Source organism: Sphingopyxis indica (genome assembly GCF_032879645.1).
Lineage (GTDB): Bacteria > Pseudomonadota > Alphaproteobacteria > Sphingomonadales > Sphingomonadaceae > Sphingopyxis > Sphingopyxis indica.
In genome coordinates, this window is the sequence record NZ_CP076394.1 from 872121 (window position 1) to 886441 (window position 14321).

Genomic DNA, 14321 nt, shown 5'->3' on the forward strand with positions numbered 1-14321 from the left:
GTATAGGAGCGCGCTCGCACCGGCGACTTGGGGCGTAGCCAAGCGGTAAGGCAGCGGTTTTTGGTACCGCCATGCGCAGGTTCGAATCCTGCCGCCCCAGCCAGTGCCTCCGTTCGGGCGGCCAGCCGGTGGACGTCGATGTGCGCGAACGGGCTGCTCATGCCTTGCCCCCGGTGCAACTCTGTCGCAGGGGCGGGCCGCAGCCCGGCAGGCAAAGGGCGCATAACCGGTCAGCCGCGCAACATCTGCATCGCCGCCGCGCGGATGCGCCGGTAATTGCCGTCGGCGAGCGGGCCCAGAATGCCGTGCTGCTCCTCGGGCAGAAAGGCGAGCGGATGGCCGCCCGGCCGAAAGACATAATGATCGAACCAGGCGCGCCACGCGGCGCGCTCGGCCTCGGGGCGCTCGGCGATCGCGATCATCGCGAGCAGCATCGCGGCCCACGGCCTGTCGGGGCCCGCGGCGAAGCCGTCCCACCAGAAGTTGACCAAAATGTTGAGCGCGTCCAGTGCCTCGACCTTGTGCCACCACAGCTTGGGTATGTAGATCGCGTCGCCGGCCTCGAGTTCGACGACCAGCGCGTCCTGCCGCCGCGTCTCGAAGCGCGGGTAGCGCGGATCGCCGGGCGCGCTGTCGACCGCGAGCCCGACCGGCTGCCCCGCGAGGGTGCGGTCGATCGGGCCGACGTAAAGATCGCCGATCGCCGACGGCGGGAACAGGGTGAAGCGGCGGCGGCCCGCCGCGACGCAGGCGACATTGTCCATCATGTCATAATGGCAGGCGACGTTCGACGCATGGCCGATCCAGATGCGCGGCAGCACCGTATCGGGAAGAAAGGGCAGGGGCGTCAGCCGCTCGATGCCGGGGAAATAGCGTTCCGAGGGGAGCGATCCCATATAGAGCGTTTCGCCGTCCGGCCCCGCCGCCGATCCGGCGATGCGCCGCAACCCCTCGCGCGTCGCGAGTTCCTCGCGCACGAAATTGAAGCCCGTCAGCGCCGCGTCATAATAATAATGCCCCTCGATCGCTGCCTGCCCGACGAAAATCTCGGCCTCGCGCCCGGCATCGAAACGGTGCAGCGCATCGACGACGCCGTTCGCGCCGCCCTCCAGCAGCGGCCAGTTGCGCGCCGCCCCGCGCAGCAGCACGGGACGGCCCGGAACCATCACCCGTTCGCGAAACGCCTCGGCATCGGCGAGCGCTTCGGCGTCCGCCGCGGCGATCGCCCCGCTCATGCCAGCGCGGCGCAAAGGCGATCGTTGCGGATACGCGCGAGCCGCCGGATGTGCTGGACCGAGGCCGATTGCGCATAGGCAATCTGCAGGTCGCCGCGGCGAAACAGGTCGAGCGCGGCATCGTCGGGCAGCGCGTGCAGCGCGTCGAGGCTGACCGAATAAAGGCCGTCGAGCCGCAGCCGGCCTCCGTCGTCGAAATCGAGCGTGATGTCGATCGGCTCGATCAGCCGATGGGCGAGGAAGCGCGCGATGATCGCCTCGGTTTCGGGGAGCCCGTGGTGGAGCGTCTGCACCGCGTGCCGGATGCGGCCCAGCCTCTCGCTCGGTTCGCCGTCCGCGTCGAACAGCGCCTCGCCCGCGCGGTCGAAAATGGCATCGTCGCGGTCGATCGCAATCTTGTCGTCGACCACGAAAAAGCCCTGCCGCACCAGGTCGGCTGGGCGGTAGCCGGGAAGCAGGCCCTCTTCGGCGAGCAGATTCTCGCCGGGCTCCAGCCCCATGATCGCCCCGGCATAAAAGGCCCCCGTCTCGGGATGTTTGGTGAACAGGATCGGATAGTCGTGCATCGCCGCGAGAAACTCGGCGGCGACGAGCTGGACGAAATTGCGCCGCGCGGCATTGCGGGTGTTCACGCGCAAGGCGCCATGCGCCCGGGGATCCAAAAACTCCAACATATTTCCTCTCCTCCCCGATCAAATGCGCCTGTTTTCTAATGGATGGCGCCATCCCAACGCAAATATTTACCGGTAACTCCGACAAAAACTTGCATCGCCTGCGATCGCGATTATGATAGCGCTACCTAATGCGACATGGCCAGCGGATTCTCGCGCCCCGACTCGGGACCGGAATCGGCCGGATCGAATCGTTGGAAAAGTTAGCCCTGATCGAAGTGGGGCAACGAAAGAGGGAGAGGCATGATGTTGAGCGCGTCCAAGCGTGTGAAATCTTCTGGTAGCGTTATCACCTTGTCGCTGGGCTGTGCCACGAGCGCGCTGGCGCTCGCATGGGCGGCCCCGGCCGCGGCGCAGGACAGCCAGGCGCCGGCCGCGGACGAGGTGACCGACGAAGCGATTGTCGTCACCGGTCTGCGCGGCTCGCTTCAACGCAACCTCGACGTCAAGCGGACCTCGTCGGGCGTTGTCGACGTGATCTCGGCCGAGGATATCGGCAAATTCCCCGACTCGAACGTCGCGGCGTCGCTGCAGCGCCTTCCCGGCGTGTCGATCCAGCGCAGCGGGTCGCGCGGCGAGCCGACGGGTATCACCGTTCGCGGCTTCGGCGGCGACTTCAACACGACGCTCTATGACGGACGGCGCATCTCGACCGCGACGGGCGGCCGTCAGATCGACTTCAGCACCGTCGGGGTCGATTTCATCGGCCAGCTGAGCGTCCTCAAGACTCCCGACGTCGCCCTGTCGGCCAGCGCCATCGGCGCGACGGTCGATATTGCGTTCCCCAAGCCGTTCGACAATCCCGGCCTGCGCATCGCGGCGACCGCATCGGGGTCGATGCAGGACCGTGCCGACGATATCGTGCCGACGGCGGGCCTGCTCATCAGCAATACGTGGGACGACACCATCGGCATTCTGGCCGACGTCATCTACACCCGGCGCGACACCGACACCAACCGCGTCTATGTGAACGGCTGGCCGGGCGGCAATTTCGCGCCGTGCCAGCTCGCCGGCAGCAGTGCGGCGACCTGCTCGCCGACCGCAGCGACGGTCGATCCCGCGGTTCCCGCGTCGGATCAGCGCACTATCCCGGGCTGGTTCCCCCAGCAATATGGTGCCGAGCAGCAGCGGGTGAAGGACGAGCGCATCGACGCCCGGCTCGCGCTGCAATGGCAGCCGTCCGACAATATCATGGTCACGCTCGACAATAATTTCTCGCGCCAGAAGGTGGTGTCGGAAAATTACGCTTTCGGCGTCTGGTTCAACCAGACCGACCTGCGCAATGTCGAACTCGACGAAAATGGCACGGCGGTCAATTTCACCCAGGCCGGCAGCCCGACCGACTTCACCTCGGCGCTGAACACCGAGGTGCTCAAGACCAACCAGACGGGCCTCAACGTCAAGTTCGACGCGACCGACAATCTGAACTTCGAGTTCGATGGCGCCTATTCGAAGAGCTGGCGCAATCCCGGCGGTAATATCGGCAGCCTCAACGCCGACATCGGCTATGGCGGCGATCTCGGCACCAATTTGCAGTTCATCGTCGACGGCAACAGCAAAAAGGCCTTTCCGTCGATCGCCAATTTCGGTCCCGCGGGCAGCGCCGCCGACTGGGACAATCAGGCGCTGATCGGCTCGCACGTCACGGTCAACCAGACCCAGCGCAACACCGACGAACTGTGGCAGTTCCGCGCGGTGGGAACCTGGGAACAGGATGATCTGACGGTCAAGTTCGGCGGGCAATATTATCAGGATACCTATGATTTCCTGAACCAGAGCACCTTCACCAACAATTTCTGGCAGGCCTATGCCGGCTATGGCACGCCATCGGGCCGCAATACCGGCATCGCGCCGCTGCCCGGCTCGCTCTATCAGGGCAGCATCAGCCTCAACGGCTTCATTCCGGGCTATAACGGCAGCCTGCCGCCGTCGGTGTTCCTGTTCAGCCCCGTCGACTATCAGAATTATCTGACGAGCCTCGGCAATCCGCAGACGCAGAATATTCCGGGTTTCAACTATGGCTCGGTCAACGGCTTCACGGGCACCTTCGACGAGGCGGTCGATCCCGGCAGCGTCCTCAATGTACGCGAGCGGACATGGGCGCTTTTCATGAAGGTCGATTTCAACACCGAAATTGCCGGCATGCCGTTCCACTTCAGCGCGGGCGTGCGGAACGAGAATACTCATCTCCGTTCGATCGGGCAGGGGCGGCTTCCCGTCTCGATCGCGACGAGCACTGCGGACCCGACGCTGCTCACCGTGTCCTACGGTCCGACGCAGCCGATCGAGCGCGGCAGCGACTATTCCTATCTGCTGCCCAGCATTGATGCGCGGCTCGAAATCACGCCCGAATTCCAGATTCGCATGAGCGCATCGCGGACCTTGACCCGCCCGGCGCTCAACCTGCTCAACCCGGTGCTCAACGTCGGGTCGGGCCAGCGTGTCGGCGCCTTGACCGCGAGCGGCGGCAATCCCGATTTGCGCCCCTATCTGGCGGATAATTTCGATATCGCCGCCGAATGGTATTATCAGCGCAACTCCTATTTCTCGGTCAACGCCTTCCTCAAGAATGTCAGCAACTTCATCGTCGGCGGCGTGACAACCCAGCCGATCAACGGCGTCGTCGACCCGACCACCGGACAGCCCGCAATCTTTGCCGTCACGCAGCAGATCAACGGCCCCGATGCGACGGTGCGCGGCGTCGAGCTTGCGTGGCAGCATGTGTTCGGCGATTCGGGCTTCGGCTTCCAGGCCAACGCGACCTTCGTCGATACCAATCGTCCCTATGACGAGCTCGATATCTCGCAGACCGGCTTTGCGGTCACCGGGCTTGCCAATTCGGCGAACTTCGTCGGCTTCTATGACAAGAACGGCTTCCAGATCCGCGCAGCGCTCAACTGGCGCGACGAATATCTGCTCCAGTTCGGGCAGAATCAGAATACGGGATCGTTCGGTGCCGAGCCGACATTCGTCGACCCGAGCTTCCAGGTCGATTTGAGCACGAGCTACGATATCAACGACAATTTCAGCGTATTCGCCGAAGCGCTGAACCTCAACAACAACCAGCAAAGCACGCACGGGCGCTTCTCGAACCAGCTGCTCGACGTGTTCGACTATGGGCGTCGCTACACGCTCGGCGTGCGCTTCCGCTATTAAAGGGGGCCTCCCATGGGGCGGAATGCGATCATTCGCATTCCGCCCGATTTTTTGTAACCCCGATTTTTTGTAACAATGGCCGCATGCAAGTGATTCAGCGCATTGTCATCGTGGGGGGCGGAACGGCAGGCTGGCTGACCGCCGGGGTGATCGCCGCGCGGCATCGCGGGCGTATGCCCCACGGCTTCGAAGTGACGCTGGTCGAATCGCCCAATGTTCCGATCATCGGCGTGGGGGAGGGGACCTGGCCGACGCTGCGCACCACCCTGCGGCGCATCGGCGTGTCGGAAACCGACTTTTTCCGCCACTGCGACGCGGCGTTCAAACAGGGCGCGCGCTTCAACCGCTGGACGACCGGCGCCGACGACGACGGCTATTATCACCCGCTGATGCTGCCGCAGGGGTTCGCGCAGGTGAATATGGTGCCGCATTGGCTCGCGGACGGCGACGGCAGCTTCTGCGATACGGTGACGCCGCAGGGGCGGCTGTGCGACGCGGGGCTTGCGCCCAAGACGATCGCCACGCCCGAATATGAAGCGCTGGCGAACTATGCCTATCATCTCGACGCGGGCAAATTCTCCGCCTTTCTTCAGCGCCATTGCTGCGAAACCCTCGGGGTCCGCCACATTCTCGCCGACGTGACCGAGGTACGGATGACCGAATCGGGCGACGTGGCGGCGCTCGAAACCGCGCAGGGGCCGGTGATCGAGGGCGACCTCTTCGTCGACTGCACGGGCTTTCGCGCCCTGCTCATCGGCGATGCGATGCAGGTGCCGTTCCGGCCGTGCGGCGACACGCTTTTCTGCGACACCGCGCTGGCGGTTCAGGTTCCTTATGCCGATCCGGCCGATCCGGTCGCTTGCCACACGATCTCGACCGCGCAGTCGGCGGGCTGGATCTGGGACATCGGGCTGCCGACGCGGCGCGGCATCGGGCATGTCTTTTCGAGCAGCCACATCAGCGCCGACGAGGCCGAGCGCGAATTGCGCGCCTATATCGGCCCGGCGGCGGACGGGCTGACCGTGCGCCGCATTCCCATCCGGTCGGGGCATCGCGAAACCTTCTGGAAAAACAATGTCGTCGCGGTGGGGCTCGCGGCGGGATTTCTCGAGCCGCTCGAGGCGTCGGCGATCGTCCTTGTCGAACTGTCGGCCAAGATGATCGCCGAGCAACTGCCGCCGAACCGCGCGGTCATGGACGTCCTCGCGCGCCGCTATAACGCGACGACCCATTATCGCTGGGGGCGGATCATCGACTTCCTCAAACTTCACTATGCGCTGACCCGGCGCGACGACAGCGATTTCTGGCGCGACAACCGGCGGCCCGAGACGATTCCCGGCCGGCTGCTCGACCTGATGGAGCTCTGGAAATTCCAGCCTCCCTGGCTGCACGACGAATTCGACCGCGCCGAAGAGGTCTTTCCTGCCGCCAGCTATCAATATGTTCTCTACGGAATGGGCCACCAGACCCGAACGCCGCAGGGCGAGGGGGCGACCGATGCCGAACTGGCGCGGCGTGCGCGGCGCGAGACCGAGGTGCAGACCGCGCGGCTGATGGCCGGCCTGCCGCGGCACCGCGAGCTGCTCGACAAGATCGCGCAGCACGGAATGCAGCCAATTTGATCGCCCGCCGCGCGGGCGGCGCATTTTTCCGAACGAAGGGGGTAGTGATGAATTGGATGGCTCGGCGCGTGATGGTTGCCGCCCTGATGTCGGCGGCGGCGGCGGTGCCCGCCGTCGCTCCCGCGCAACCCGCCGAGCAGCGCGGCGCAGAGGAGGATGCGGCGGTGCGTCTCGCGCGCGATCTGGTCGCGAAGATGACGCTCGAGGAAAAGCTGCCGCAGCTTTTGAACACCGCCCCCGCCATCCCGCGCCTCGACATTCCCGCCTACAACTGGTGGACCGAATCGCTGCACGGGGCGCTCGGCCCGGTGCCGACCACCAATTTTCCCGAACCGGTCGGGCTCGCCGCGACCTTCGATACGCCGCTCGTCGAGCGTGTGGCGGACGCGATCGGCACCGAGGTCCGCGGGCTCCACACGCTGGCGCGGCAAACCGGCCGGCTCGGGCGGATCGGCACCGGGCTCGATACCTGGTCGCCCAACATCAACATCTTCCGCGATCCGCGCTGGGGGCGGGGCCAGGAAACCTATGGCGAGGACCCTTTTCTGACCGCCGAGATGGGCAAGGCGTTCATCCGCGGTATGCAGGGCCCCGATCCCGACCGCCCGCATGTCATCGCCACGCCCAAGCATTTCGCGGTCCACAGCGGACCGGAGGCGACGCGGCACAGCGATAATTTCTTCGTGTCGCCCTATGACATAGAGGACAGCTATCTGCCCGCCTTCCGCGCCGCGATCGTCGAAGCGCGTGCGGGGTCGATCATGTGCGCCTATAACCGGGTGAACGGCCAGCCCGCCTGCGCGAGCGACCTGCTGCTCAAGACGCATCTGCGCGGCGCCTGGGGTTTCGAGGGCTATGTCGTCTCCGACTGCGACGCGGTGCGCGACATCGACGAAAATCACAAATATGCCCCCGACGCGGCGGCCGGGGTCGCGATCGCGATGCGAACCGGGGTCGACAATGAGTGCAACACGAACACGCTGTCCGATACCGCGGGGCTCGAGCGGCGCTATCGCGATGCGCTGGCCCAGGGCTTGCTGACCGAAGAGCAGATCGACGACAGCCTCGTCCGCCTCTTCGCCGCCCGCTACCGGACCGGCGACCTTGCGGGCCTCGCCGATGCGCCGCCCGCCGTGCCGGCGAGCGCGATCGGCGCCGCCGAACACCGCCAGCTCGCGCTCGACGCCGCCGAAAAGGCGATGGTGCTGCTCAAAAATTCGGGCGTCCTGCCGCTGAATCCGACCAGCCGCGTCGCGGTGATCGGCCCGCTCGGCGACGCGACGCGCGTGCTGCGCGGCAATTATTCCTCGACGCTGACCGGCCCGCCGGTTTCGGTGGTCGACGGGCTGCGCGCGGCGCTCGGCGACGAACGCGTGACGCTCGTTCCGTTCGGCGAGTCGATCACCGACGGCGACCGCGTGCCGACCTCGGCGCTGCGCACCCCCGACGGCCGGCCGGGCGTGCTCGTGCGCTATTATAATCCGCTGACCCCCGTGCCGGCCGAGTTCGCACCCGGCGAGCGCGACAAATTCCTCAAAACGGTCGAATATTCGGCAACGCCGGTCGTGTCGCGGATCGAACCCGATGTCGGCGACCGCCAGCTGGAACTCGCCAAGGTCGCCGACGTGCATCGCCGGACCTTCACCGGCTTCCTCGTCGCGCCAAAGAGCGGCACCTATCGCGTCGGGCTGACCGGCCCCGGCGGGGTGCTGACCTTCGACGGAAAGCTGATCGCCGACCGCCGCGCCAGCCGCTACAACGACCTGCCCAGCCTGACGACGATGCATCTGACTGCCGGACAGCGCTATTCCTTCACGATCGAGGGCGGCGGGTCCGATCTGGTGTGGAAGCGCATCTCGCCGACCCCGGCCGCCGACCTTGCGCGCGCCGCCGCGGACGCCGACGTGCTGGTCGCGGTCGTCGGGCTGACCTCCGACATGGAAGCCGAGGAGACATCGTTCCAGATCGAGGGCTTTGCCGGCGGCGACAAGACCTCGCTCGACCTGCCGCGCGATCAGCGCGTGATGCTCGAACAGGCGCGCGCGACAGGCAAGCCGATCGTCATCGTCGCGATGAACGGCAGTCCGATCAACCTGCAATGGGGCAAGGATCATGCCGCCGCGATCCTCGAAGCCTGGTATCCGGGCGAGGCCGGCGGCACCGCGGTGGCGAATATCCTGACTGGGCGGACGAATCCGTCGGGGCGCCTGCCGCTGACTTTTTATCGCAGCGTCGACGATCTGCCGCCGTTCGACGATTATGCGATGAAGGGGCGCACCTATCGCTATTTCACCGGCACGCCCGTCTATCCGTTCGGCCACGGCCTCAGCTACACGGATTTCGATTATGGGCCGCTGACCGTGCGCGCGGCGCCCGGTGGCGGACAGGACGGCGTCACCGTCACGACCGAGGTCGCCAACAAGGGCGCGCGGGCGGGCGAGGATGTGGCGCAGCTCTATCTTTCCTTTCCGCCGCGTCCGGGAATGCCGCGACTGGCGCTGCGCGGTTTTCAGCGGGTTTCGCTCAAAGCCGGCGAGACGAAAACGCTGCGCTTCGAGCTGTCGCCGCGCGATCTGTCGAGCGTGACGCCCGGCGGCGACCGCCGGGTGACTGCGGGCCGTTACCGCGTCACGATCGGGTCGGGCCAGCCCGGAACCGGCGTCGCCACCAGCGAAGCGAGTTTCGCGGTCGACACACCGCGCGACCTGCCGCGATGAGCCGGAAGGGACCGCTACGGGTTGTTCCCGGTTGACTTGTCGGCGGCCTTCGCCTTGATCATGGGTCATGGACAAGGAAAAGGCGGGCGATCGGGCCGAAAAAGCCAGACGGGGGACAGGTGCCGCGCGTGAACGGGGGCCGGGGCGCCGCTTGCGCGGCGCGGTCGCGAACAAGCTCGGCACCGCGATCCTGTCGGGTGAGTTCGGGCCGGGCGATATCCTGTCGGGGGAGATTGCGGCGGCGGAAGCGCTCGACGTCTCGCGCGGCGCCTATCGCGAAGCGATCCAGGTGCTCGCAGCCAAGGGTCTCGTTCAGAGCCGGCCCAAGACAGGAACGCGCGTGCTGCCGCGCGAACGCTGGAATCTCCTCGACCCCGAAGTGCTCGCCTGGGCCTTTGCGGGCACCCCCGACGCGCGCCTCGTGCGCAGCCTGTTCGAGCTTCGTCTGGTGATCGAACCCGCAGCGGCGGGCTTCGCGGCGCAGCGCCGGACAAAGGCCGACATCAAGCGGATGCGCGACGCGCTGAACGGAATGCGGCACCATTCGCTCGCGACCGCGGAGGGGCGCGCCGCCGACCGCGATTTCCACGATGCACTGCTCCGCGCGACCGACAATGACGCCCTGATCGTGATCAGCGCGTCGATCGGCGCCGCGGTTTCGTGGACCACGCAGTTCAAGCAGCGCACGCGCGCACTGCCCCGCGACCCGATTCCCGACCATGCGCGCGTGCTCGATGCGATCGTCGCCGGCGATGCCGAAGGCGCGAGCGAGGCGATGCGGCTGCTGGTCGAACTGGCGCTCAAGGACACGAAGGACGTGATGGCGATTCCGCCCGCGGGCCCTGGCCCGGCCGACGACATCTGATCATCCGGCGGTCAGGCTTTCGCCGCGCAGCCGGACCGGCCGCCCGCCCGCAAGCGCGACCTCGACCGAGCGGCCGGCGCACGAGACGCGGCGTATGCCGCCGGCCTCGGCGGTCAGCACCGCCTCCTCGATCCGGCCGCCGCGCCAGCGAATATCGACCCGGCAGCGCCCGCGCGCGCGCAGACCCGCGACCGAACCGTCGGGCCAGGCGGCGGGCAGCGCGGGCAGCAGCCGGATCGCGTCGCCGCGGCTGCGCATCAGCATTTCGGCGATGGCGCGCGTGCCGCCGAAATTTCCGTCGATCTGGAAGGGCGGATGCGCGTCGAACAAATTGGGATAGGTGCGGCCCGGCCCCAGCAGAAAGGCGAGGATGCGGTGGGCATGATCGGCTTCGCCCAGCCGCGCCCAAAGCGCGGCGCGCCAGGCGGTCGCCCAGCCGGTCGATTCGTCGCCGCGCAGTTCGAGCGACCGGCGCGCGGCCGCGGCGAGGCCGGGCGTGCGTTCGGGGTCGATCTGGTCGCTCGGAAACAGCGCATAGAGGTGCGAGACGTGGCGATGGTCGGGCTCGGGGGCGAGCGCGTCCCAATCCTCGCGCCACTCCTGAAGCTGTCCTTGCGCGCCGATCCGGTCGGGGGCGAGCCGCGCCCGCGCGCGGCGAATCTCGGTCGCGAAATCCGCATCGACGCCCAGAATGCCCGCCGCCGTCGCCACCTGGTCGAACAGGTCGCGCAAAATCTGGTTGTCCATCGCGGGGCCGGCGCAGATGGCGGCCCCGAACCCATGCCGGTTTTCGGGTGAGATGGACGGGTTGGTCACCAGTTCGCCCGTGACCGGATCGCTTTGCAGCGTGTCGAGGAAGAACAGCGCGGCGCCGCGCATCAGCGGATAAGCCGCGCGCAGAAAGTCGCGGTCGCGGCCATAGTCATAGCGTTCCCATAAATGGGTACACAGCCACGCGCCGCCGGTCGGCCACATCCCCCATTTCGCGCCGTCGATCGGGGCGGTGGCGCGCCACAGGTCGCTGTTGTGATGGCACATCCAGCCGCGCGCGCCATACATCTCGCGCGCGGTCTTCTCGCCGGTGATCGCAAGCTCGCGCACCATCCGCAGCAACGGCTCGGTGCATTCGCCGAGCGCGGTGACTTCGGCGGGCCAGTAATTCATCTCGGTGTTGATATTGACCGTATATTTCGACTGCCACGGCGGATCGTCGGAACCGTTCCAGATGCCCTGCAGATTCGCCGGCTGGCTTCCCGGCCGCGAGGAAGCGATCAGCAGATAGCGCCCATAGTCGAAATAGAGCGCCGCCAGTGCGGGATCGTCGGCGAGGCGGTCGGCGCGCACCCGCTCGTCGGTCGGGCGCAGGGCTGCCGGCGTCGTGCCCAGATCGAGCGATACCCGCCGGAAAAGCGCCCGATGCGCCGCGACCGCATCGGCGCGCAGCCGCGCGAAGCCGCGCGCGCGGGCGCGGTGCAGCGCGTCGAGCGTCGCGGCTTCGGGATCGCCCGCGACATCGTCGAAGCGGCGATAGCTCGTCGCCATCGCGATCATCACGGTGATCGCGCGGGCGCCCTTCACGCGCAGCCGGACGCCGAGCGGCGCGACTGCGCCGCCATCGACCTCGACCAGTGCGCGGGCGGCGAAGCGCAGCGCGCCCGCCACACCGGCCCGCGCGGCGTTGCGGCCGGTCAGCGTCACCATGTCGCCCGCCGCGACGGCGTGCGCTTCGGGCTGCCCCGACGTCAGGGCGACATCGAGGTCGAACGGCGCGTCGGCGGCCAGCCGCACCACGAGCACATCGTCGGGGGCGGAGGCGAAAATTTCGCGTCGGTGGCCGATGCCGTCGAGCCGAAAGCGCACCGTCGACACCGCCGAATCGAGATCGAGTTCGCGACGGTAGCCGGTGATTTCGCCAGGCTCGGCGGCGGGCAGGTCGAGCAGCAGATGCCCGACCGACTGATAGGCCATCTGGGTGCGCGGGGCGCCCATCAACCGGGCGTCGGCCAGCGCTTCGGCTTCGGCATATCGCCCTGCGGCGACGAGGTGGCGCACCTCGGGCAGCGCGTCCCGCGCCGCCGGGTTGACCGGGTCATAGGGGCCGCCGGTCCACAGCGTATCCTCGTTGAGCTGGAGCCGTTCGTGCGCGGTGCCGCCAAAGATCATCGCGCCGATCCGGCCGTTGCCGACCGGCAGCGCTTCGATCCATTCGCTCGCGGGCTGGCGATACCACAGCCGGGACGCCGGGGCCGGGGGCGCCGGTGCCGCCGCCGCGCCGGCAGCGGGCAGGACGGCGGCGGCCGCGGTCATCCCCTGCAGCACGTCGCGCCGCGAGACGCCGGGGCCGCCGGTTCCGTCCATGCTCAGCGCAGCCGCAACACGACCACCGATTTGGGGGGCAGCCGCGTCGCGAGCTTGCCGCCGGCGACCCTCGCGGCGTCGAACGGCTTCGGCGCGACGGCGCCGGGATGCTCGAAGCTGTTGTGAGCATCCATCGCTTCGGCGGTCAGGATACGGCCCGACGCGGCGGTCGCGCGAACGCCTTTCAGATCGACGGTGACCGGCAAGGCGCGGTTCGGATCGACATTGACCAGCGCGACATGCACCGCCCCCGCGGTGTCGCGCACTGCGGAGACGCTGATCGCCGGAATGTCGACCGTGCCATTGCGATAGCGCGGCCCGTCGACCGTGACGGGCAGGCTCGTCGCATTCTGCCACGGCATATAGAGGTCGAAGGCCCAATAGGTCGGGGTCTTCACCATGCGCGGCCCGTCGGTCAGCAGCATCGCCTGCAGCACATTCACCATCTGCGCGATCGCCGCCATGCGCACGCGTTCGGCGTGGCGGGTGAAGATGTGAATGTTGAGCGCCGCGACGATCGCATCGCGCAGGCTGTTCTGCTGCTGCAGGAAGCCGGGGTTGGAACCGGGCGTCGGGTCGTACCACGTCCCCCATTCGTCGACCGCGAGCATCACGCGCTTTTCGGGGTCATATTTGTCCATGATTGCCGAATGGCGCGTGATAAATTCGTCCATCTGCAATGTGTGTTGCAGCGTCGAGGCCCATTCGGCCTCGGGGAAGCCGAGCGCCGGCCCCTTGTCGTTCCAGTCGGCATCGCGCGGCCGGGTGTAGAAATGCAGCGCCAGCCCGTCGATGGTTTTGCCCGACAGCCGCATCATCGTGTCGGTCCATTCATAATTGCTGTCCGACGGGCCGCTGGCGATCTTGAGCATCTTGCCCGTCCCCGCCTTGGCAAAGGTGGCGAAGCGGTTGGTCAGGTCGGCGGCATATTCGGGGCGCATATTGCCGCCGCATCCCCACAGTTCGTTGCCGATGCCCAGATAGGCGAGCGTCCAGGGTTCGGTGCGCCCGTTCGCGGCGCGTTCCCTGGCCAGCGAGCTGCTGTTCGCGGCCGCGGTCATATATTCGACCCATCGCGCGGTTTCCGCCGGCGTGCCGCTGCCGACATTCGCCGAAACATAAGCGCGCGCGCCCAGCCGTTCGGCGAATCCCATGAATTCATGCGTGCCGAAGCTGTTGTCCTCGTTCACGCCGCCCCAGTTGGTGTTGATCTTGACCGGGCGGTCTTTTTGCGGGCCGATGCCGTCGCGCCAGTGATATTCGTCGGCAAAGCATCCGCCCGGCCAGCGCACCATCGGCACCTTGATCGCCTTCAGCGCCGCGAGCACGTCGCTCCGATAGCCGTCCTCATTGGGAATCGACGACCCCTTGCCGACCCAGATTCCGCCGTAGATTCCGGTGCCCAGATGCTCGGCGAACTGTCCGAAGATGTCGGCATCGACCTTTGGACCTGGCTGGTCGGCGCGAATCGTCGCGGTGATGGTAGCGCCATCCTGTGCGCCCGCCGGGGCGGCGATTCCCGCGATGGCGAGCGTCAGCGCGCCGAAAAGGGCGCGGCGGCGGCGGCCCGGCAAGCCGGCTTCGTATGATTTTGTCACGTCGATTCTCTCCCCTGAACGGTCGTTTGCCGGGCGATCCGCCCGTTATTTTGTAGGAGTAGAAGGAAAATCGCCGGCACGTCAAACAAAAAGGGCACT

Annotated in this window: 8 protein-coding genes and 1 tRNA gene; 5 read left to right on the forward strand and 4 right to left on the reverse strand. The window is 67.0% G+C overall.

Translation table 11 applies throughout. The features are described from left to right. The first annotated feature begins 28 nt into the window (after positions 1-28). Positions 29-103, forward strand: a tRNA-Gln gene (locus KNJ79_RS04085). Positions 104-230: 127 nt separating this feature from the next. Here the strand turns inward: KNJ79_RS04085 and KNJ79_RS04090 are convergent. Together KNJ79_RS04090 and KNJ79_RS04095 are read right to left on the reverse strand one after the other, a co-directional pair. Then, on the reverse strand, positions 231-1235 hold the full coding sequence (locus KNJ79_RS04090) for a cupin-like domain-containing protein (protein WP_317152888.1): 1005 nt from the start codon (positions 1233-1235) through the stop codon (positions 231-233). Then, on the reverse strand, positions 1232-1909 hold the full coding sequence (locus KNJ79_RS04095; RefSeq protein ID WP_317152889.1) for a SapC family protein: 678 nt from the start codon (positions 1907-1909) through the stop codon (positions 1232-1234). The genes KNJ79_RS04090 and KNJ79_RS04095 overlap by 4 nt, the downstream gene beginning before the upstream one ends. Before the next feature lie 240 nt (positions 1910-2149). On the opposite strand from KNJ79_RS04095, the gene KNJ79_RS04100 reads away from it, so the two are divergent. The 4 genes from KNJ79_RS04100 (at position 2150) to KNJ79_RS04115 (ending at position 10266) form a co-directional block, all read left to right on the forward strand. Next, complete coding sequence (locus KNJ79_RS04100) at positions 2150-5062, forward strand: TonB-dependent receptor (RefSeq protein ID WP_317152890.1); 2913 nt, start codon at positions 2150-2152, stop codon at positions 5060-5062. 83 nt (positions 5063-5145) lie between these two features. Then, a complete protein-coding gene (locus tag KNJ79_RS04105; RefSeq protein WP_317152891.1) occupies positions 5146-6684 on the forward strand; it encodes a tryptophan halogenase family protein in 1539 nt (512 codons plus the stop codon). A 56-nt stretch (positions 6685-6740) separates the two neighbouring features. Beyond that, positions 6741-9401, forward strand: coding sequence for a glycoside hydrolase family 3 C-terminal domain-containing protein (locus KNJ79_RS04110; protein ID WP_317153858.1), 2661 nt, complete (start codon positions 6741-6743; stop codon positions 9399-9401). A 67-nt stretch (positions 9402-9468) separates the two neighbouring features. After that, positions 9469-10266 carry a FadR/GntR family transcriptional regulator gene (locus KNJ79_RS04115; protein WP_089215163.1) on the forward strand — a complete coding sequence of 266 codons (798 nt, stop codon included), beginning with the start codon at positions 9469-9471 and terminating at the stop codon, positions 10264-10266. Here KNJ79_RS04115 and KNJ79_RS04120 read toward each other — a convergent pair whose 3' ends face one another. Beyond that, entirely contained in the window at positions 10267-12624 is a 2358-nt protein-coding gene (locus KNJ79_RS04120; RefSeq protein ID WP_317152892.1) for a glycoside hydrolase family 95 protein, read from the reverse strand. 2 nt (positions 12625-12626) lie between these two features. Next, on the reverse strand, positions 12627-14198 hold the full coding sequence (locus KNJ79_RS04125; protein WP_394357168.1) for an alpha-N-arabinofuranosidase: 1572 nt from the start codon (positions 14196-14198) through the stop codon (positions 12627-12629). Positions 14199-14321: the final 123 nt, after the last annotated feature.

Coding starts and splice junctions, on each gene's coding strand:
- KNJ79_RS04090 (WP_317152888.1), bottom strand. CDS start 1,235: ATGAGCGGGGCGATCGCCGCGGCGGACGCCGAAGCGCTCGCCGATGCC.
- KNJ79_RS04095 (WP_317152889.1), bottom strand. CDS start 1,909: ATGTTGGAGTTTTTGGATCCCCGGGCGCATGGCGCCTTGCGCGTGAAC.
- KNJ79_RS04100 (WP_317152890.1), top strand. CDS start 2,150: ATGATGTTGAGCGCGTCCAAGCGTGTGAAATCTTCTGGTAGCGTTATC.
- KNJ79_RS04105 (WP_317152891.1), top strand. CDS start 5,146: ATGCAAGTGATTCAGCGCATTGTCATCGTGGGGGGCGGAACGGCAGGC.
- KNJ79_RS04110 (WP_317153858.1), top strand. CDS start 6,741: ATGGCTCGGCGCGTGATGGTTGCCGCCCTGATGTCGGCGGCGGCGGCG.
- KNJ79_RS04115 (WP_089215163.1), top strand. CDS start 9,469: ATGGACAAGGAAAAGGCGGGCGATCGGGCCGAAAAAGCCAGACGGGGG.
- KNJ79_RS04120 (WP_317152892.1), bottom strand. CDS start 12,624: ATGGACGGAACCGGCGGCCCCGGCGTCTCGCGGCGCGACGTGCTGCAG.